Annotated in this window: 16 protein-coding genes and 1 pseudogene; 10 read left to right on the plus strand and 7 right to left on the minus strand. The window is 70.5% G+C overall.

What is annotated here, in order from left to right; genetic code table 11:
• The first annotated feature begins 80 nt into the window (after window positions 1-80).
• Complete coding sequence (locus ACZ55A_RS19640) at window positions 81-1,781, plus strand: acyl-CoA mutase large subunit family protein (protein ID WP_468841422.1); 1,701 nt, start codon at window positions 81-83, stop codon at window positions 1,779-1,781.
• Between the two features lie 76 nt (window positions 1,782-1,857).
• Here the strand turns inward: ACZ55A_RS19640 and ACZ55A_RS19645 are convergent, their stop codons facing one another.
• Entirely contained in the window at window positions 1,858-2,376 is a 519-nt protein-coding gene (locus ACZ55A_RS19645; RefSeq protein ID WP_468841424.1) for a hypothetical protein, read from the minus strand.
• A 288-nt stretch (window positions 2,377-2,664) separates the two neighbouring features.
• Between ACZ55A_RS19645 and ACZ55A_RS19650 the strand changes: the two genes are divergently transcribed.
• From ACZ55A_RS19650 to ACZ55A_RS19660, 3 genes and pseudogenes are all read left to right on the plus strand, one after another.
• A complete protein-coding gene (locus tag ACZ55A_RS19650; protein ID WP_468841426.1) occupies window positions 2,665-3,003 on the plus strand; it encodes a hypothetical protein in 339 nt (112 codons plus the stop codon).
• 95 nt (window positions 3,004-3,098) lie between these two features.
• Window positions 3,099-3,518: pseudogene (locus ACZ55A_RS19655) on the plus strand (WXG100-like domain-containing protein); the annotation flags it as partial.
• A 773-nt stretch (window positions 3,519-4,291) separates the two neighbouring features.
• Window positions 4,292-4,657 carry a hypothetical protein gene (locus ACZ55A_RS19660; RefSeq protein ID WP_468841428.1) on the plus strand — a complete coding sequence of 122 codons (366 nt, stop codon included), beginning with the start codon at window positions 4,292-4,294 and terminating at the stop codon, window positions 4,655-4,657.
• Between the two features lie 11 nt (window positions 4,658-4,668).
• Here the strand turns inward: ACZ55A_RS19660 and ACZ55A_RS19665 are convergent, their stop codons facing one another.
• Window positions 4,669-6,075, minus strand: coding sequence for a sensor histidine kinase (locus tag ACZ55A_RS19665; RefSeq protein ID WP_468841430.1), 1,407 nt, complete (start codon window positions 6,073-6,075; stop codon window positions 4,669-4,671).
• Entirely contained in the window at window positions 6,072-6,797 is a 726-nt protein-coding gene (locus ACZ55A_RS19670) for a response regulator transcription factor (protein ID WP_468841432.1), read from the minus strand. The genes ACZ55A_RS19665 and ACZ55A_RS19670 overlap by 4 nt, the downstream gene beginning before the upstream one ends.
• A 57-nt stretch (window positions 6,798-6,854) precedes the next feature.
• Here ACZ55A_RS19670 and ACZ55A_RS19675 point away from each other — a divergent pair, with 57 nt between their 5' ends.
• Both ACZ55A_RS19675 and ACZ55A_RS19680 read left to right on the plus strand, forming a co-directional pair.
• Window positions 6,855-8,021, plus strand: coding sequence for a UDP-N-acetylglucosamine--N-acetylmuramyl-(pentapeptide) pyrophosphoryl-undecaprenol N-acetylglucosamine transferase (locus tag ACZ55A_RS19675; RefSeq protein WP_468841434.1), 1,167 nt, complete (start codon window positions 6,855-6,857; stop codon window positions 8,019-8,021).
• Window positions 8,018-9,025, plus strand: coding sequence for a GDP-mannose 4,6-dehydratase (locus tag ACZ55A_RS19680; protein WP_468841436.1), 1,008 nt, complete (start codon window positions 8,018-8,020; stop codon window positions 9,023-9,025). The genes ACZ55A_RS19675 and ACZ55A_RS19680 overlap by 4 nt, the downstream gene beginning before the upstream one ends.
• Here the strand turns inward: ACZ55A_RS19680 and ACZ55A_RS19685 are convergent.
• Window positions 9,013-9,696: a TetR/AcrR family transcriptional regulator gene (locus ACZ55A_RS19685; protein WP_468841438.1), complete on the minus strand. Its 684-nt coding sequence runs from the start codon at window positions 9,694-9,696 to the stop codon at window positions 9,013-9,015. The genes ACZ55A_RS19680 and ACZ55A_RS19685 overlap by 13 nt on opposite strands.
• 282 nt (window positions 9,697-9,978) lie before the next feature.
• On the opposite strand from ACZ55A_RS19685, the gene ACZ55A_RS19690 reads away from it, so the two are divergent.
• The 4 genes from ACZ55A_RS19690 (at window position 9,979) to ACZ55A_RS19705 (ending at window position 14,168) form a co-directional block, all read left to right on the plus strand.
• Window positions 9,979-10,950, plus strand: coding sequence for a tetratricopeptide repeat protein (locus tag ACZ55A_RS19690; protein ID WP_468841440.1), 972 nt, complete (start codon window positions 9,979-9,981; stop codon window positions 10,948-10,950).
• A gap of 612 nt (window positions 10,951-11,562) precedes the next feature.
• The gene (locus ACZ55A_RS19695) at window positions 11,563-12,180 is read left to right on the plus strand and encodes a DUF6230 family protein (protein WP_468841442.1); all 618 of its coding nucleotides are present in this window, start codon (window positions 11,563-11,565) and stop codon (window positions 12,178-12,180) included.
• A gap of 133 nt (window positions 12,181-12,313) precedes the next feature.
• Window positions 12,314-12,868, plus strand: a complete 555-nt coding sequence (locus ACZ55A_RS19700) for a DUF6114 domain-containing protein (RefSeq protein WP_468841444.1) — start codon at window positions 12,314-12,316, stop codon at window positions 12,866-12,868.
• On the plus strand, window positions 12,858-14,168 hold the full coding sequence (locus ACZ55A_RS19705) for a hypothetical protein (RefSeq protein ID WP_468841446.1): 1,311 nt from the start codon (window positions 12,858-12,860) through the stop codon (window positions 14,166-14,168). Before ACZ55A_RS19700 ends, ACZ55A_RS19705 begins: the two co-directional genes overlap by 11 nt.
• A 101-nt stretch (window positions 14,169-14,269) precedes the next feature.
• Here ACZ55A_RS19705 and pyk read toward each other — a convergent pair whose 3' ends face one another.
• The 3 genes from pyk to pta form a co-directional block, all read right to left on the minus strand.
• Complete coding sequence (gene pyk / locus ACZ55A_RS19710; RefSeq protein ID WP_468841448.1) at window positions 14,270-15,697, minus strand: pyruvate kinase; 1,428 nt, start codon at window positions 15,695-15,697, stop codon at window positions 14,270-14,272.
• Window positions 15,698-15,758: 61 nt separating this feature from the next.
• Complete coding sequence (locus ACZ55A_RS19715; RefSeq protein WP_468841450.1) at window positions 15,759-16,970, minus strand: acetate kinase; 1,212 nt, start codon at window positions 16,968-16,970, stop codon at window positions 15,759-15,761.
• Between the two features lie 41 nt (window positions 16,971-17,011).
• Window positions 17,012-19,105 (minus strand): phosphate acetyltransferase, encoded by a 2,094-nt coding sequence (gene pta, locus ACZ55A_RS19720; protein WP_468841452.1) that lies wholly within the window; start codon window positions 19,103-19,105, stop codon window positions 17,012-17,014.
• Window positions 19,106-19,292 lie beyond the last annotated feature (187 nt).

Raw genomic sequence — 19,292 nt, forward strand, 5'->3', positions numbered from 1 at the left:
CGCTCACGCACCGTAATGCCCTACGACTCACAAGCCTCTCCCGTCGACAACTACTAGGACGTCCTAGTAAATTCGAAGGTATGGACGCTGACGCGATCGATGAAGGCCGCCGTCGCTGGCAGGCTCGGTACGACTCGGCCCGGAAGCGGGACGCGGACTTCAGCACGCTCTCGGGCGACCCCGTCGAGCCGGTGTACGGGCCCCGCCCCGGGGACGCGTACGAGGGGTTCGAGCGGATCGGCTGGCCGGGCGAGTTCCCGTACACCCGGGGCCTGTACCCGACCGGCTACCGGGGCCGGACCTGGACGATCCGCCAGTTCGCCGGCTTCGGCAACGCCGAGCAGACCAACGAGCGCTACAAGATGATCCTCAAGGCGGGCGGGGGCGGCCTCTCCGTCGCCTTCGACATGCCGACCCTCATGGGCCGTGACTCCGACGACCCGCGCTCGCTGGGCGAGGTCGGGCACTGCGGCGTCGCGATCGACTCCGCCGCCGACATGGAGGTCCTCTTCAAGGACATCCCGCTGGGCGATGTCACGACCTCCATGACGATCTCGGGCCCGGCCGTCCCCGTCTTCTGCATGTACCTGGTCGCCGCCGAGCGTCAGGGCATCGACCCCGCCGTCCTCAACGGCACGCTCCAGACGGACATCTTCAAGGAGTACATCGCCCAGAAGGAGTGGCTCTTCCAGCCCGAGCCCCATCTGCGCCTCATCGGCGACCTGATGGAGCACTGTGCGCGCGGCATCCCCGCGTACAAGCCGCTGTCGGTCTCCGGCTATCACATCCGCGAGGCCGGGGCCACCGCCGCACAGGAGCTGGCGTACACCCTCGCGGACGGCTTCGGGTACGTGGAACTGGGCCTCAGCCGCGGCCTGGACGTCAACACCTTCGCGCCCGGCCTCTCCTTCTTCTTCGACGCCCATGTCGACTTCTTCGAGGAGATCGCCAAGTTCCGGGCGGCGCGCAGGATCTGGGCCCGCTGGATGCGCGACGTATACGGCGCGACGAGCGAAAAGGCGCAGTGGCTGCGCTTCCACACCCAGACCGCCGGTGTCTCGCTGACCGCCCAGCAGCCGTACAACAACGTGGTACGGACCGCGGTCGAGGCCCTTGCCGCGGTGCTGGGCGGCACGAACTCCCTGCACACCAACGCCCTCGACGAGACCCTGGCGCTGCCCAGCGAGCAGGCCGCGGAGATCGCGCTGCGCACCCAGCAGGTGCTGATGGAGGAGACCGGCGTCGCCAATGTCGCCGACCCGCTGGGCGGTTCATGGTTCGTCGAGCAGCTGACGGACCGCATCGAGGCCGACGCCGAGCGGATCTTCGACCGGATCAAGGAGCGCGGCGCACGGGCGGTACCGGACGGTCAGCACCCGATCGGCCCGATGACGTCCGGAATTCTCCGCGGGATCGAGGACGGCTGGTTCACCGGCGAGATCGCCGAATCCGCCTTCCAGTACCAGCAGGCCCTGGAAAAGGGCGAGAAGAGGGTCGTCGGCGTCAACTGCCACCACGGCTCGGTCACCGGCGACCTGGAGATCCTGCGGGTCAGCCACGAGGTCGAACGCGAGCAGGTGCGGGTCCTCGCCGAGCGCAAGGCGGCCCGCGACGACGCCCAGGTGCGGGCCGCACTGGAGGACATGCTCACCGTCGCCCGCAACGGCGGCAACATGATCGAGCCGATGCTGGAGGCGGTACGCGCCGAGGCGACGCTCGGCGAGATCTGCGGGGTGCTGCGGGACGAGTGGGGGGTCTACACCGAACCGGCCGGCTTCTGACGCACCCTCACCGTGTGCGACGCCCCGGGGGCACGACCCCCGGGGCGTCGCCCGTGTGGCGCGCCGGCAGGCCCGCTCAGCCGAGTCCGGGCAGGACGTGCCCCAGGACCGTACTGACGACGAACATGCCGACGAGGACCACCGTCGTGCTCGTGAGCACGATCGTGCGGGTTCGCGTGCCCGCGGTCGCGCGCCAGGTCGCCCGGAACTGGCGGTAGGTGACGCCGTCCGAGCCGAATCCGGTGAGCCGGACAAAGAGCATCACGGGGATGGCGAGCAGGACGCCGAAGGCGCACATGAAGTTCGTCGAGACCTGGGCGCCGTCGGCGAGGAGGTAGCCCGACGTCAGGAGCCCGAGAACGCCGGCGTCGTTGTGCTGGACCGACAGGCTGGTGCCCGCGTCGTAGTCCTTGTTGAAGCTGTCCAGGGACGCCTTGTCGTCGACGGTGCTCCCGCCGTCGGGGCGGAAGACTCCGGAGCATTCGAATTCATTCGTGGGTTTATTCGAACGCCTGGTGGCGGCTTCCTCCGTGCACTCCTTGACCGTGAATGTTCCGTGCGTGCCCGTGAGGCCCGCCGCGGTCAGTCCTTTCATGACAAACACGGTGCTCGCCAGCAGAACGATAATGAGGAGCCCCCATCCGATCCATCGCATCCTGAATGAGGTTTTTCCGGACATGCGGCGTGGCGTGGGCATGGCGGATTGTTCCCTTTCCTGGTCGCTGACGGGGGCGACGTCCATTTCCGGTAGCGCGTCGGGCGTAGGTGGTGCGTCAAATGTGAAAAGGATCTTCACGGCTCGGTCACTTCCGCCGCGGCGGGCATCGGATACCGTACGCCATGCGATTTATCCGATCCTTACGCCGCAGGTGAAGGGGGACTCATGGCAGGCTCCGGGTACGACGTCGATCCGGCCGTCCTCAAGACGCAGGGCGGCATTTTCGGTGATATCGGCTCCGAATTCAGTACGGCCGCAAAGAAGTTGAAGGCGGCTCTCAAGGATGCCGAGGAGTGGGGTAGTGACGAGTTCGTCACGATCTTCAATGACTTCTACAAGCCGGTGAGCGAGGGCATCGTCGATTCGATGCCGCATCTCGGTGAGGAAATCACCAAGATCGGCGAAAAGCTGGCGGCAATGGGCGCGCAGTACGCCGCCACCGAACACGACCAGCAGCAGCACCTCGACAAGTACGCGGCCAGCCGTCCCGACATCACGGGCTGACGCGGCATTCGCTCGGCCCGCCCCACCTGTGCCCACCGCACCAACGTTCCAACGATCACGCGCTTCCGGGGGAGTGACTCACCGTGGCCACCATCATGCTTCCGACAGAGGTCGACTGGATCCTCGACCTCCTGGGCTTCCAGTGGCCCAATGTCGACGAAGACAAGATGCGGGAGGCGGCCGAGGCCTGGAGCCACTTCGCCGAGGCCTGCCGCCAGGCGGCAGCGGACGGTGCCACCGCGGCGAACACCGTGCGCGGCGCCAACTCCGGTGAGGCCGTCGAGGGGTTCAACAACCACTGGAACAAGTTCGCGGGCGACGCCGGGTTCCTCGACGACGCCGCCGACGCCGCCGAGACGATCGCCATCCTGCTCCAGGTGGTGGCGATGATTGTCATGATTATGAAGATCGCGGTGATCGTGCAGCTCATCGCGCTGGCCATCGAGCTGGCGATGGCCCAGGCCGCCGCGCCGGTCACGCTGGGCGCCTCCGAGGCCGGGGCGGCCGCGGCCACCGCGACCACCCGGACGATCGTCCGCAAGATCTTCGACGAGGCGAAGACGAAGATCGTTCAGGCCGTCAAGGAGGCCCTGGCGAAGGAGCTTCGGAAGAACTGGAAGGACATGCTCAAGGACCTGGGCCTGGACCTCGCCAAGGACGCGGCCAAGAAGCTCGGGGGAAACCTCGCCTCGCAGGGCATCAAGAACTACTTCGGGGCGCAGGACGGGTTCGACGTCAAGGACGCGGCGAAGGCGGCGGCCAACCCCGTGGTGGAGAAGGCCAAGGACGTCGGCAAGGTCGGCACCGGTGCGTACCACATGGCCGAGGGCGTCGGCGAGATGACGCAGGGCGACTTCGCCAAGGGCGGCAAGGACTTCCTCGCGGGGCAGCAGGAGACCGCCGACGGCGCCAAGAGCGTCTACGACATCGCCTACAAGAAGAAGGGGGAGGCGCCGGCCGAGGGGGACGGTACGGGCAGCGGCTCGTCGTCCGGCGGCGATTCGGGCTCCGGGGGTTCGTCGGACTCGTCGTCCGAGGGCGGGTCGGGCTCCGGGGGTTCGTCGGGCTCGTCGTCCGACGGCGGCTCCGGCGGTTCGTCCTCCTCCGGCGGTGGCGCCGACGGGGCGTCGGCCGCCCCGGCGGGCGGTACGAGGTCCCGCCTCGCGGACGGCATTCCCGACACCGAAGCCGCCGACCAGGACGGCGAGAGCGACCAGGACGAGGCCGCACGCGTCCGCAACGCCTTCGGCTGACGCAGACCCGTACCGTCCGACAGGAGCCCTGCCCCATGACCGGCAACAACGCCTTCACCAACCCCGGCGACCGCGAATACCCCATCGAGGAGAGGGACCTCTCCGAGGAGCAGAACGAGCATCTCACCTCCACCCTGCGCGCCGTGCGCGACAACGCCAACGCTCCCTCCGAACTCCAGGACATCGCCCGCAAGATGCTCGGCGGCCGCCTGGAGCTCAAGGACGTCCTCGACGACCCGTCAGGGTTCCGGGCGCTCACCGACGGCATTTCGGGGATGAGGGAGAGCTGGCGGTCGATGTCGCCGCAGGACCGGCAGGCGGTCCGTGCGAAGGTCGAGGAGAAGGCAGAGGAAGCGGAGGCCGAGGGGGGTGGCGCCACGTACCGGCCTCGTGAAGTGTGAGGGCGTCCCCGTTACGCCACTCCGGCCGGCATCCGCAGCCGGAAGAGGGCGCCGCCGCCCGGGGCCTGCTCGGCCGTGAGGCCGGCGCCGTGGGCGCGGGCGATCTGTCGGGCCATGGCCAGGCCCAGGCCCGAGCCGGGCAGCGCGCGGGCGGCCTTCGCGCGGTAGAAGCGGTCGAAGACATGGGGGAGGTCCTCGGGTGCGATGCCGGGGCCGTGGTCGCGCACGGTCAGCTGCAACTCGCCTTCGTGCAGGGTGAGTTCGGTGTCCACCGGGCCGCCCGGCGGGGAGAACTTGGCGGCGTTGTCGAGGAGGTTGGACAGCAGCCGGGTGAGGCGGGCGGGGACGCCGGGGAGGGTGAGGTCGGTGGTGGCCGGGTCGAGGGTGGCGGTGAAGGTGATTTCCGGCCAGTGTTCGCGGGCGGCGCCGACCGCATGCTCCAGGAGGGCGGCCGGGCGTACCTGCTCGACCAGGGGCCGGGGTTCCTCGTCGCGGGCGAGTTCGATGAGGTCGTTGACGAGGGTGGTGACCTCGCGGAGCTGACGGCCCAGGGCCGTGGCGGCGCGGTCGCGCTGGGCGTCGGTCAGGCGGTCGGCCCGGGCGAGGAGTTCGGCGTTGGTGCGGAGCGCGGTCAGCGGGGTGCGCAGTTCGTGGGAGGCGTCGGCGACCAGCCGGCGCTGGGCGGTGACGGACTGTTCCAGCTCGCCGAGCATGGTGTTGAAGCTGGTGGCGAGGCGGGTGATCTCGTCCTCGCGGGACGGCGGGCCGGACGGGAGCTCGATGCGGTGGCGGGCGTCGCGGGTGGTGGCGATGCGCTCCGCGGTGGCGGTGAGGCGGGCGACCGGGGCCAGGCCCGTACGGGAGACCCAGTAGCCCAGTGCGGCGGCCAGCAGGACACCGGCGGTGCCGACCAGTGACAGCACCCAGGCGGCCTGCTCCACGCCGTGCTCGACGGCGTCCGAGCGCAACGCCAGCTGGAGCGCCTGGTGCTTGCCGGGGGACCGGGTGGTGTACATCCGGACGGGCTGTCCGGCGACGGTGAGTTCGGTGTAGAAGGCGGTGCGCTTGCCGGCGGCGACCTCGCGGGTGGCGGGGGTGACCGGCAGGACGGAGTAGCCGCCGCGGGGGTCCTTCGTCGGGTCGGCGGAGACGATCTGGGTGCACGGGGTGGCCGGGTACCGGCAGGTGGCGTCGGCGGGGGTCGGGCCCCAGCCGCGGGTTCGCTGGATGACCTGGGTGGCCGTCTGGGCGAGGTTGAGCTCGAGCTGGCGGGTCATCTCGTAGCGGATGAGGACGAAGGCGGCGGCGCAGACCCCGATGGCCACCACGGCCACCGCGGCGGAGGTGGCCAGTGCCAGACGGGTCCGCAGCGGACGGCGGCGGCGCCAGCGGGCGCCCAGACCGCGGGTGCCGGTCACCGCTCCTCCGGGTGGCCGAGGCGGTAGCCGATGCCGTGCACGGTGTGGACGAGCCGGGGCTCGCCGCCCGCCTCCAGCTTGCGGCGGAGGTAACCGATGTAGACGGCCAGCGAGTTGGAGTCCGGGCCGAAGTCGCGGCCCCAGACGCGTTCCAGGATCATCTCGCGCGGCAGCACCTGGCCGGGGTGGTGCAGCAGCAGCTCCAGCAGCGCCCATTCGGTGCGGCTGAACTCCAGGGGGCGGCCCGCCCGGTGGCCGCTGCGGGTCACCGGATCGACGACCAGATCGTCGAAGGAGAGCCGGGTGTCCTCGACGGCGCCGGCCGAGGCGCGGCGCAGCAGCGCCCGGATGCGGGCGACCAGTTCGTCCAGTGCGAACGGTTTGACCAGGTAGTCGTCGGCACCGGCGTCGAGCCCGTCGACCCGTTCGCTGACCGAGTCCAGTGCGGTCAGTACGAGGATGGGGGTGCGGTCGTCCAGCGCGCGCAGCCGGCGGCAGACGGCCAGCCCGTCCAGCACGGGCATCATCACGTCCAGCACGATGGCGTCCGGCTGCCAGGAGGCGACCTCCGAGAGGGCGGCCAGGCCGTCGGCCGCGCCCCGCACCTCGTACCCCTCCACGGCGAGGCCGTCCTCGACGGCGGCGCGCACCTCCGGTTCGTCGTCGACGACCAGGATCTTGGCGGCCGGGGTGGGCCCGGGCGGGGACTGTGGCATGGACATAGGCTGCCAAACACCTCTCTTAGAACACTCTTAGTCCGCGTGGCGAGCGTGGCGGCCATGCGCACACCACTCTCGGTCGTCATCGGTGCGGGCGGCACCGGCGGCCATATCTATCCCGGACTCGCCCTCGCCGACGCGCTCCGCCGGGCCGTGCCCGATGCCGTGATCTCGTTCGTCGGCACCGAACGCGGCCTGGAGACCCGGCTGATACCCCAGGCCGGCTACCGGCTGCACACCGTCGACATGATCCCCTTCGACCCCTCGCTCGGTGCCCGACGCTATCTGCTCCCGGCCGCGCTGCTGCGCTCGGGCGCCCAGTGCCGGGCCCTCCTCAAGGAACAGAACGCCCAGGTCGCGGTCGGTATGGGCGGCTATCCGAGCGCTCCGGTGATCGTCGGGGCGCGGCTGGCCGGGCTGCCGAGCCTGATCCATGAATCCAATGCGGTGCCCGGCCGGGCCAACAAGTTCGCCGCCCGGCTCACCCCGCACCTCGCCCTCGCCTTCGACCGCAGCCGGGAGCATCTGACCGGTGGCGAGCGGGCCGAGACGGTGGGGATGCCGCTGGTGGGGCCGCTGGCCGAGCTGGACCGTACGGCGCTGCGGCCGGCCGCCCGGCAGGCGCTGGGCGTCCCGACGGGCGCGCGGCTGCTGCTGGTCAACGGCGGCAGCCTGGGCGCGGCCCGGCTGACCGAGGCGGCGGTGGGGCTCGCCGCCCGCTACCGGTCGCGGACCGACCTGCGGCTGCTGATCAAGACCGGCCCGGCGGCACTGGAGGAGACCCGGGCCCTGCTGGCGGCCAACGGCGGGGCGGCGGTCGCCGAGGCGGTGCCGTATCTGGACCGGATGGACCTGGCGTACGCCGCGGCCGATCTCGTGGTGTGCCGGGCCGGTTCGGCGACCGTCGCCGAGCTGGCCACGATCGGCATGCCGGCCGTCCTCGTCCCGTATCCGCACGCCCCCGGCGACCACCAGACGCACAACGCGCGGGTGCTCTCCGACGCCGGGGCGGGGCTGCTGCTGCCCGATGCCGAGGCCTCGGCGGAGCGGCTGGACGAACTGGTCACCCCCCTCCTCGACGACCCCGGCCGGCTCGCCGCCATGGGCGCGGCCGCCGACCCGGGCACCCACGCCCGCGCCGCCGACCTGCTCGCCGCCAAGACGCTGGCGCTGGCCGGCCACCCCCACGCACACCACCTGTACACCCACCTGAAGGAGTCAGCATGAGCAGCAGCACCACCCAGCAGTGGACCGGCCGGAGGGTCCTGGTCACCGGGGCCGAGGGGTTCATCGGCTCGGTCCTGGTCGACATGCTGGTCGAGGCCGGCGCCGAGGTACGCGCCCTTGTGCACTACAAGCCGTACGCGGAGAAGGGCAATCTGGCCCGCTATCTGGGGCCGGACAGCCCGGTGGAGATGGTCGCGGGGGACGTCCGGGACGCCGGGCGGGTCATGGACGCGGTCGCGGGCTGCGACACGGTCTTCCATCTGGCCGCGCTGATCGGCATCCCGTACAGCTATGACTCGCCGGGCGCGTATGTGCAGACGAACGTGGTCGGTACGGAGAACGTGGCGGAGGCCTGCCGGCGGCACGCCGTACGCCGGCTGGTGCACACCTCCACCAGCGAGGTCTACGGGACCGCGCGGACCGCGCCGATCAGTGAGGATCACCCGCTCCAGCCGCAGTCGCCGTACTCCGCCTCGAAGATCGGCGCGGACATGATGGCGCTGTCGCACTGGCACGCCTTCGAGCTGCCGGTGACCGTGGTGCGGCCGTTCAACACCTATGGGCCCCGGCAGTCCGCGCGCGCCGTGATCCCCACGATCCTGGCCCAACTCCACGCCGGTGCACGGCAGATCAAGCTCGGCTCGCTCACCCCGACCCGTGACTTCACCTATGTCACGGACACCGCGGCCGGGTTCCTGGCGATGGCCGACTGCGACCGGGCGCTGGGACAGGTCGTCAACCTCGGTACCGGGCGGGAGATCGCCATCGGGGCGCTCGCCGAGGCGCTGATCGCCGCCTCGGGCCGGGAGGCCGAGGTGGTCGTCGACCCGGCGCGGCTGCGGCCCTCGGGCAGCGAGGTCGAGCGGCTGCTGTCGGACAACTCCCGGGCGCGCCAGTGGGCTTCATGGCAGCCGGAGGTCTCCTTGGAGGAGGGCCTGAAGCGGACCTCGGAGTGGGTCGCGGAGAATCTGCACCTCTTCGCGGCCGACCGTTACCAGGTCTGATCCGCGGCGGGCGGCTGCTCCTGGTCGCCCAGGCCGGCCAGCCCGGTGAGGAAGAGCGCGGCGAAGTCGCGGGCCCAGGCGGCGTCCACGGGCTCACCGCTGACCAGGGTGCGGTGCACGATCGCCCCGGCGATCACATCGAAGATCAGGTCCATGGCGCGGGCCGCCGTCCGGGCACCCTCCTCACCGGGGGTGTCCGGCGGCAGTTCGCCCCGGACCTGGGCGCGTGAGCGGCCCAGCAGCACCAGCCGCTTCTGGCGGTCGACGATCGCCGAGCGGATCCGTTCGCGCAGCGCCTCGTCGGTGGTGGACTCGGCGACCACGGCCATCAGCGCGGTCTTGGTCTCGGGCCGGGCGAGCAGGGCGCCGAACTGGAGCACCACGCCCTCGATGTCGGCCCGCAGCGAGCCCCGGTCGGGGAGTTCGAGCTCGTCGAACAGGACCGCCACGGCGTCCACGACGAGCTCGTTCTTGTTGGCCCAGCGGCGGTAGAGCGTCGTCTTGGCGACGCCGGCCCGGGCCGCCACATCGCTCATGGTCAGCCGTCCCCAGCCCAGCTCGACGAGCGCGGCCCGGGTCGCGTGGAGGATCGCGTGGTCGGTCTCGGCGCTGCGGGGGCGTCCCGTGCGGCCTTTCCGGGGGCTGGCGGAGTGGTGCATGCGGGCGACCATACCGGCGAGTACGGGGCCGGGCGGCGCGCCTCGTGAGGGAGATCACTCCGGGCGGGGCCGGAACCGGTTGTCGTCCGGGGGCGACGGCGAGTTACGCTACGGGTCGTAGCGTAAGAGCGACAGCCACTGGCCGTGGGTGGGGACCCATGGCCGCGCACCACGGCCCTGCCCGGGCCTCGCAGTACCGATCGCCGGACCGACCACCGCGCCGATCGCGCCACCGCCGTCATCGCTTTCCGGATCGCTTTCCGGAACGGACCGCTCAGGGGGGAGGATGGACCCATGCAGCCACGCAATATGTCCATGAGCGGAGTCGTCGATCTCGCAGCGGTGAAGGCGGCCGGGGAAGCGAAGCAGAAGGCGGAGCAGGCACGCGCCGAGGCCGCCCGTACGGGACGGGCGCCGGCGGGCGCCGCCCGTCTGGTGTACGACGTCGACGAGGCGGGGTTCCAGCAGGACGTCCTGCAACGCTCCACCGAGGTCCCGGTCGTCATCGACTTCTGGGCCGAGTGGTGCGAGCCGTGCAAGCAGCTGGGTCCGCTGCTGGAGCGCCTCGCGGGCGAGTACGCCGGCAAGTTCGTGCTGGCGAAGATCGACGTCGACGCGAACCAGATGCTGTTCCAGCAGTTCGGGGTGCAGGGCATCCCGGCGGTCTTCGCGGTGGTCGCCGGTCAGCCGATCCCGCTGTTCCAGGGTGCGGCCCCCGAGGCGCAGATCCGGCAGGTGCTCGACCAGCTGGTGCAGGCCGCCGAGCAGCAGTTCGGCATCGTGGGCGCGCCGGTCGACGCGGCCGCCGCGGGCGAGGAGGCACCGGCCGAGGCGCCGGCGCCGGCCGGTCCGTACGACGCGCTGCTGGAGGCGGCCAGCCAGGCGCTGGACTCCGGCGATCTGGGCGGCGCGGTCCAGGCGTACAAGAACGTGCTGGCCGACGACCCGGCCAACCCGGAGGCCAAGCTCGGTCTCGCGCAGGCCGAGCTCCTGAGCCGGGTGCGGGACCTCGACCCGCAGGCGGTGCGCAAGGAGGCCGCGGAGAACCCGGCCGATGTGCCGGCGCAGATCCGTGCCGCGGACCTCGACCTGGTCGGCGGGCATGTCGAGGACGCTTTCGGGCGGTTGGTCGACGCGGTCAAGCGGACGGCCGGGGACGACCGGGAGGCCGCGCGGGTCCGGCTGCTGGAGCTGTTCGAGGTCATCGGAGCGGACGATCCGCGGGTGACGGCGGCGCGGACCGCGCTTGCCAGGGTGCTGTTCTGACCCACTGTTGTACGAGGCGCCCGCTTCTGACCTGTACGGGCTCCGCACGCTGACCAAACAAACGAAGCAGCGGCCACGTTTTACCAAATCTTGGTAAACGTGGCCGCTGTTACTTGGAGTAAGTTCGGCCGACCTCCTTGCGGCATTCTGTCCGCAATTTTCGTATGTCCCCTTGTAGTAAGCGGCGACCCTGTGTGCGTGGTCGATCCCGGTGCGTCGTGGCGCGGTTATCAGCCCGTTACCCGCAAGTAACGAGCCTCTTGTGTCCAGGGCGTGAATGGACCACGATCGGCCACGCTCGGTCCATTCCCGCAGCCCGGCATCCGGTCGGCGCGGCGGGGCACTTGGGTCCCCACCGAGTGGTCGGCGGCAGTGGCGCCGGCCGTGGACAGGGGGGTCTCTGCCCCACCCGGCAGGGCCTGTCCAGGAGGTTGCGCGAGAGCGTGGCCAGTGGTTGTCGCTCGGGGGTGATCGCCGGTATTCGGAACACGATGTGCCTCCGAGGACGGGCGCTCTCCTTCCCGAGGACGTAGCACTTCTCCCATCCCAGGTACGGCCGTCCCAACGGGGGCCGCCGGTACCGGAGATGTACGTCCGAGAAGGAGGAAAGTCATGGAGTCCCTGGCTCGTGGCGGGACCAGATGGAAGCGGTTCGCCGTCGTCATGGTGCCCAGCGTCGCGGCGACCGCCGCGATCGGCGTCGCCCTTTCGCAGGGTGCGCTCGCGGCATCGTTCAGCGTGTCCGGCCAGCAGTTCAAGGTCACTACGGACCGGCTGGACGGCACCGGCTTTGTGCAGTACGGAGCCATTGACGCCCAGAAGGGCGGCAAGCAGGTCCCGGTGGCGGTCTCGGGGTTCTCGAACGCCAAGATCAAGAACCTCTGCCAGTCGGTAGTGGTGCCGGTCCCGGTCTTCGGCGATGTGTCGATGAAGCTGTCGGCCGGTGGCGGTGACACGCCTGTCGAGGCGAAGAACCTCTACATCGACCTCGATCAGCTGGACGCGGACGCGACCTTCAACAACATCGACATCGGTGTTGCTGCGGGCTCGACGACCAAGGGTCCGGGCATGCACAAGGGCGACAAGGCCGACCCGGGCTCGTTCGCCCAGCAGGCCGACTCGGCCACGCTGACCCACGTCAAGCAGACGGCATGGGCCACTACGGCCGGCACGTTCAAGCTCAGCGGCCTCAAGATGAGCGTCGCCAAGGGCAAGAACGAGTGCTACTGACGCACTGAGCGTACGGGCGCGGGGCAGAGCTGCGCGGCGCGAGTTGCCGTTCCCCGTGCCCGTACGCCGGGTAGCCAGGTAGCACACCTCAGCTCAGAACCACCGATTTGCCAGTCCCGAGGAGCTGTACGACATGAGCGCCGATACGCGACCACGGCTGATCGAGACCGTCGGCCGGAAGCGGATTTCGTTCCGGGAGTGGCGCGGACACCGCCCGTTCTGGGGCGGATTGCTGACTCTGCTGGCCGGCATCCCGATCATGTACATCCCTTACGCGAATCTCACGATCGGTTCCCTGACCGTCCGCATGGCGACCACCGCCGGCGCCGGCTCGCTGATCATCGGCGTCCTCCTGGTCGTGCTCGGTCTGACCATGTGGTTCCAGCCGGCCTCGCGCGTCTTTGCGGGCGTGGCGGCGATCCTGCTCGCCCTGGTCTCCCTGGTCGTCTCCAACTTCGGCGCCTTCATGATCGGCTTCCTCATGGGGCTGATCGGCGGTGCGCTGGGAGTGGCCTGGGCGCCGGGCAAGGCCGAACGGAGCGAGGAGGACACCGACGGGCCGGCGCGCACGATCGCCGGACCGGTGGTGGCCACCAACCCCGCGCCGGCCGGGCCCGCGTTGGGCAATGGACTGGACGACCTGTCAGGCCCGACCAACGGAACCAACAGGAGGCACCGTGCCGGGTGACGAGCTGCACGAGGAGACTGCAGCCGCCGGGGCGAGAACCGGGCCGAGGCATGCGGCGCCCAAGAAGCCGCTGCTGACTCGGCTGCATGTGCCCGCGGGCAAGGCGATAGCCATCGCCGCCATGCCGTCCGCCGTGCTCATGGGTATGGGGCTGACGCCCCAGATGGCGATCGCCAAGCCGGCGCCGCCCAAGAGCCCTTTCAAGGACGGCCCCTGCGTCACCGCTCCCGACAAGGTGGAGGGGAAGGACGCCAAGTCCAAGGACGGCGCGAAGGGCAGCACGGACAGCAAGGACGGTGCCTCACCGACCGCCGAGCCGTCCGCCAAGCCCTCCGCCAAGCCTTCCCCCTCGCCCTCGCCGTCGGCCGGCGAGGACGCGGAGAAGGCGCCCGCGCCCACGCCGTCCGCCTCCGAGAAGACCGACGAGCCCTCGGGCTCCGCGACCCCGTCGCCGTCGGCCTCCGAGGAGAGCAAGGACGACGGGAGTCTGCTGGGCGGCATCGGTGATGCGCTCGGCGGTCTCCTGGGCGGCGACGACGACAAGTCCGCGGAGCCGGCCGCTTCGCCGAGCCCGTCGCCGTCCGAGTCCGCCACCAAGGAAGCCACGCCGCAGGCGACCGGCTCCGGATCCGCCACCGACAAGGTCACCGAGCCGCTCAAGGACACCCTCGACGGTGTCAAGGACGGTGCCGACAAGGCCGGTGACAGCGTCAAGGACGGGTCCAAGACGGTCAACGACACCGTCCACGGCGCCGTGGGCGCGGCGGACAACGCGCTGCCCGGCGGCGGGCTGGACGGCAAGGACAGCGACGGCAAGAAGTCGTACCCCTGTGTCGTCGAGAACAAGCAGAAGGGCAAGGACGAGCAGACCCCCGTCACCCTGCCCGACGACCCCTGGCACCTGGAGTCCAGCGCGCTCACCCTGCGCGGTCTGAACTACGAGGGCGTCGTCAATGTCACCACCCAGAACGGGCACACCAAGCAGGCCCTGAAGTTCACCGCCGACAGCGTCGACATCGGCGATCTGCACCAGATCGTCGACGACCGGCAGTCCGGCAAGAAGTACCACGTGCAGGCGTCCGCGGGGTCCACGTCCACGATCCGCGGCGGCAAGGTGACGATGTACACCGAGCGGTTGCAGGGCAACCTCTTCGGGCTGATCCCGATCGTCTTCGACCCCGAGCATCCGCCGCCGCTCAACGTCCCGTTCGCGTACTTCACCAAGGTGAAGATCGACCAGGCGGGCCAGTTCGGCGGCAACCTCCACGTCCCGGGTCTGCACCAGTTCATGACCGGCTGAGGACGCCCCGGGCCACCGACCCGTTCGGGAGCCGCAGAAAACGGCGGTGGGCCGCCCCCTCCTGGAGGGGGCGGCCCACCGCCGTTCTGCTTACGGGCGCGTCAGGCGCGCTCGCCGCCCAGGTGGTGCACCCGGACCATGTTGGTGGTGCCGGGGACGCCGGGGGGCGAACCGGCCGTGATGAGCATGGTGTCGCCCTTGCTGTAGCGCTTGAGCTTGAGCAGCTCGGCGTCCACCAGGTCGACCATCGCGTCGGTGTTGTTGACGTGCTCCACCACGAAGCTGTCCACGCCCCAGCTCAGCGTGAGCTGGTTGCGGGTGGAGGTGTCGGTGGTGAAGGCCAGGATCGGCTGGGCCGCGCGGTAGCGGGAGAGCCGGCGGGCGGTGTCACCGGACTTGGTGAAGGCCACCAGCGCCTTGCCGTCCAGGAAGTCGGCCATCTCGCAGGCCGCCCGGGCGACCGAACCACCCTGCGTACGCGGCTTCTTGCCGGGCACCAGCGGCTGAAGGCCCTTGGACAGCAGCTCCTCCTCGGCCGCCTCGACGATCTTCGACATCGTCTTGACGGTCTCGATCGGGTACTGGCCGACCGACGACTCCGCGGAGAGCATCACCGCGTCCGCGCCGTCGAGGATGGCGTTGGCGACGTCGGAGGCCTCGGCGCGGGTCGGCCGGGAGTTGGTGATCATCGACTCCATCATCTGGGTCGCGACGATCACCGGCTTGGCGTTCCGGCGGCACAGCTCCACCAGGCGCTTCTGCACCATCGGGACCTTCTCCAGCGGGTACTCCACCGCCAGGTCACCACGGGCGACCATGACGGCGTCGAAGGCCATCACGACCTCCTCCATGTTCGCCACCGCCTGCGGCTTCTCCACCTTGGCGATGACCGGGACCCGGCGGCCCACCTCGTCCATGACGCGGTGCACGTCCTGGACGTCCTTGGCGTCCCGGACGAAGGACAGCGCGACCATGTCGCAGCCCAGCTTCAGGGCGAACTTGAGGTCCTCGACGTCCTTCTCGGACAGCGCGGGCACGTTCACCGCGGCGCCGGGCAGGTTGATGCCCTTGTGGTCGGAGATGACCCCGCCCTCGATGACGATGGTGCGCACCCGCGGACCCTCGACCTCGACGACCTGGAGGGCGACGTTGCCGTCGTTGATCAGGACCGGGTCGCCCTTGGAGACATCGCCGGGCAGGCCCTTGTACGTGGTGCCGCAGATGGTCTTGTCGCCGGGCACGTCCTCGGTGGTGATGACGAACTCATCGCCGCGCACCAGCTCCACCGGGCCGTCGGCGAAGGTCTCCAGGCGGATCTTGGGGCCCTGGAGGTCGGCCAGCACACCGACCGCGCGGCCGGTCTCCTCGGCGGCCTTGCGGAGGCGGTGGTACCGCTCCTCGTGCTCGGGCTGGGTCCCGTGGCTCATATTGAATCGGGCCACGTTCATGCCGGCCTCGATCAGCGTCTTCAGCTGGTCGTAGGAGTCGACGGCGGGGCCCAGGGTGCAGACGATTTTGGAACGGCGCATGGGCGGGATCCTATCGGTTTGTTTACGAGCGGAATATTCCAGCTGGCGGAAAGCCCAGGGATCAAGCGTTGACCAGGGCGTATGTCTGCTGAGCGATCTCCAGTTCCTCGTCCGTCGGCACCACGGCGACCGCGACGCGGGCGTACTCGGGCGAGATCAGCCGGGGCTCGCCGGAGCGTACGGCGTTGAGCGCGGCGTCCACGGCCATGCCCATCTCCTCCAGCCCGGCGATCGCGGCCTCCCGCACCGGGGCGGCGTTCTCGCCGACGCCCGCGGTAAAGGCCACCGCGTCGACCCGGCCGAGCACCGCGCTGTAGGCGCCGATGTACTTCTTCAGCCGGTGGATGTAGATGTCGAAGGCGAGCCGGGCGCGCTCGTCGCCCTCGTCGATCCGGCGCCGGATCTCCCGCATGTCGTTGTCGCCGCACAGGCCGATCAGCCCGCTCTTCTTGTTGAGCAGGACGTCCACCTCGTCCTCGTCCATCCCCGCCACCCGCTTGAGGTGGAAGGTGACCGCCGGGTCGATGTCACCGGAGCGGGTGCCCATGACCAGGCCCTCCAGCGGGGTCAGGCCCATCGAGGTGTCCACACAGCGGCCGCCCTGGACGGCGGACGCCGAGGCGCCGTTGCCCAGGTGGAGGACGATCACATTGACCTCTTCCGGCGCCTTGCCCAGCAGCTCCGCGGTCCTGCGGGAGACATAGGCGTGCGAGGTGCCGTGGAAGCCGTAGCGGCGGATGCGGTGGGCGTCGGCGGTCTCCACGTCGATGGCGTAGCGGGCCGCGTACTCCGGCATCGTGGTGTGGAAGGCGGTGTCGAAGACCGCGACCTGCGGCAGGTCGGGGCGGAGCGCCTGGGCGGTCCTGATGCCGGTGATGTTCGCCGGGTTGTGCAGCGGGGCGACCGGCACCAGCCGCTCGATCTCCTTGAGCACCGCGTCGTCGATGACGGTCGGCTGGGTGAACTTCAGCCCGCCGTGCACCACCCGGTGCCCGATCGCGGCCAGCTCGGGGGAGTCCAGGCCGAGACCGTCGGCGGCCAGCTCCGCGGCGACGGCCTTCAGCGCGGCCTCGTGGTCGGCTATCGCGCCCTCGGTCTCGCGCTTCTCACCGCCGGTGGCCAGCGGGGTGTGCGCCAGACGCGAGGTCTCCTCCCCGATCCGCTCGACGAGGCCGACGGCGAGACGCGTGCCGTCGCGCATGTCGAGCAGCTGGTACTTCACCGAGGAGGAGCCGGAGTTGAGGACGAGGACGCGGGTGGCTTTGACAGTCATGGAGGGCTTTCCGGTGGGGTGGGGCGAGTGGGCTTACGGGCTCAGGCGGTGTGTGCGGCGCCGGGCTGGGCGCCCTGTGCCTGGATCGCGGTGATGGCCACGGTGTTGACGATGTCCTGGACCAGGGCGCCGCGCGAGAGGTCGTTGACGGGCTTGCGCAGACCCTGGAGGACCGGGCCGACGGCGACCGCACCGGCCGAGCGCTGCACGGCCTTGTAGGTGTTGTTGCCGGTGTTGAGGTCGGGGAAGATCAGCACGGTGGCCTTGCCGGCCACGTCGGACTCGGGGAGCTTGGTCCGCGCGACCGCCGCGTCCACCGCGGCGTCGTACTGGATCGGGCCCTCGACCAGCAGGTCGGGGCGGAGCTCGCGGACGATCTCGGTGGCCTTGCGGACCTTGTCGACGTCCGCACCGGAGCCGGAGGTGCCGGTGGAGTACGACAGCATCGCGATCCTGGGCTCGACGCCGAACTGGGCGGCCGTGGTGGCCGACTGGATGGCGATGTCGGCCAGCTGCTCGGCGTTCGGGTCCGGGTTGACCGCGCAGTCGCCGTAGACCAGCACCCGGTCGGCCAGGCACATGAAGAAGACCGAGGAGACGATCTGGGCGTTCGGCTTGGTCTTGATGATCTCGAAGGCGGGCCGGATGGTGGCCGCGGTGGAGTGCACCGCGCCGGAGACCATGCCGTCGGCCAGGCCCTCCTGGACCATCAGCGTGCCGAAGTACGAGACATCGGCGACCACGTCGTAGGCCAGCTCATAGCTGACGCCCTTGTGGGCGCGCAGCTTCGCGTACAGCTCGGCGAACCGCTCGCGCAGCTCGGAGGTCTGCGGGTCGATGATCTGGGCGTCCGCCAGGTCGATGGCCAGGTCGGCGGCGCGCTTGCGGATCGCCTCCTCCTCGCCCAGCAGCGTCAGGTCGCAGACGTCGCGGCGCAGCAGGACGTCGGCGGCGCGCAGCACCCGCTCCTCGCCGCCCTCCGGGAGGACGACGCGGCGGCGGCCCGAGCGGGAGCGCTCGATCAGCTCGTGCTCGAACATCATCGGCGTGACCCGGCCGGAGCGGGCCACCGAGATCCGGTTGGTGAGCTCGACGGTGTCCACATGGCGCTCGAAGAGGCCCAGCGCGGTCTCCGCCTTGCGCGGTGAGGCGGCGTTCAGCTTGCCCTCGATCGCGAACAGCTCGGCGGCGGTCGGGAAGGAACCGCCCGGTACGGAGACGACCGGGGTCCCGGGCGCCAGCCGGCTCGCCAGCGCCATGATGTCGGGGCCGGGCCGCTCGTCGAGGGTGAGCAGCACACCGGCGATCGGCGGGGCGCCGGCGCTGTGCGCGGCGAGCGAGCCGATGACCAGGTCGGCGCGGTCGCCGGGGGTCACCACGAGGCAGCCTGGGGTGAGCGCCTTGAGGAACGTCGGCAGCATCGCGCCGCCGAAGACGAAGTCGCGGGCGTCCCTGGCGAGCCCGGAGTCGTCGCCGAGCAGCACCTCGGCGCCGAGGGTGTGCACGATCTGGCCGACGGTCGGCGCGGAGAGCGAGCCGTCCTCGGGGAGCGCGTAGCAGGGCACCGGCAGCCGGGCGGCGAGCCGCTCGACGACCGCCTCGCGGTGCTGGGGCGCCACCCGGTTGACGACCATGGCGACGACATCGCAGCCCAGCGAGGTGTAGGCGCGGTAGGCGTTACGGGCCTCGGCGCGTACCGACTCCGCCTCCTGGCCCTGGCCGCCGACGACGGCGATCACCGAGGCGCCGAATTCGTTGGCGAGCCGGGCGTTGAGGTTGAGCTCGGCCGGGAGGGCGGTGGCCGCGTAGTCCGAGCCGAGGACCAGGACGTACTCGTAGTCCCTGGCCACGTCGTGGAAGCGGCCGACGAGCCGGGAGACCAGCTCGTCGGTGCCGCGCTCGGCCTGGAGGGCGGCCGCCTCGTCGTAACTGAGGCCGTATACGGTGTCGGCGGGCTGGGTGAGCCGGTAGCGGGCCCGCAGCAGTTCGAACAGCCGGTCGGGTCCCTCGTGGATCAGCGGGCGGAAGACCCCCACCCGGTCGACATGGCGGGTCAGGAGCTCCATGACTCCCAGTTCGACGACCTGACGGCCGTCGCCGCGGTCGATACCGGTCACGTACACGCTGCGCGTCACGCGTGCTCTCCGATCCATTCCGTTGGTCGCAAGGTCAAAATCAGCCGTTATTGTGGGCTTGCCCCTCTTGACAATACCTGCGCGGGTGGCTAGGCCGCTCTCCCAGTTTCCCTTGTGGGGGCCGGGCGGGGACAGTAGGGGTCGGGCCCTCGTGTGCGGCCGGGGCCTGTCGGACCGTGAAACAATC

It is taken from the genome of Streptomyces sp. NPDC034111 (assembly GCF_055575375.1).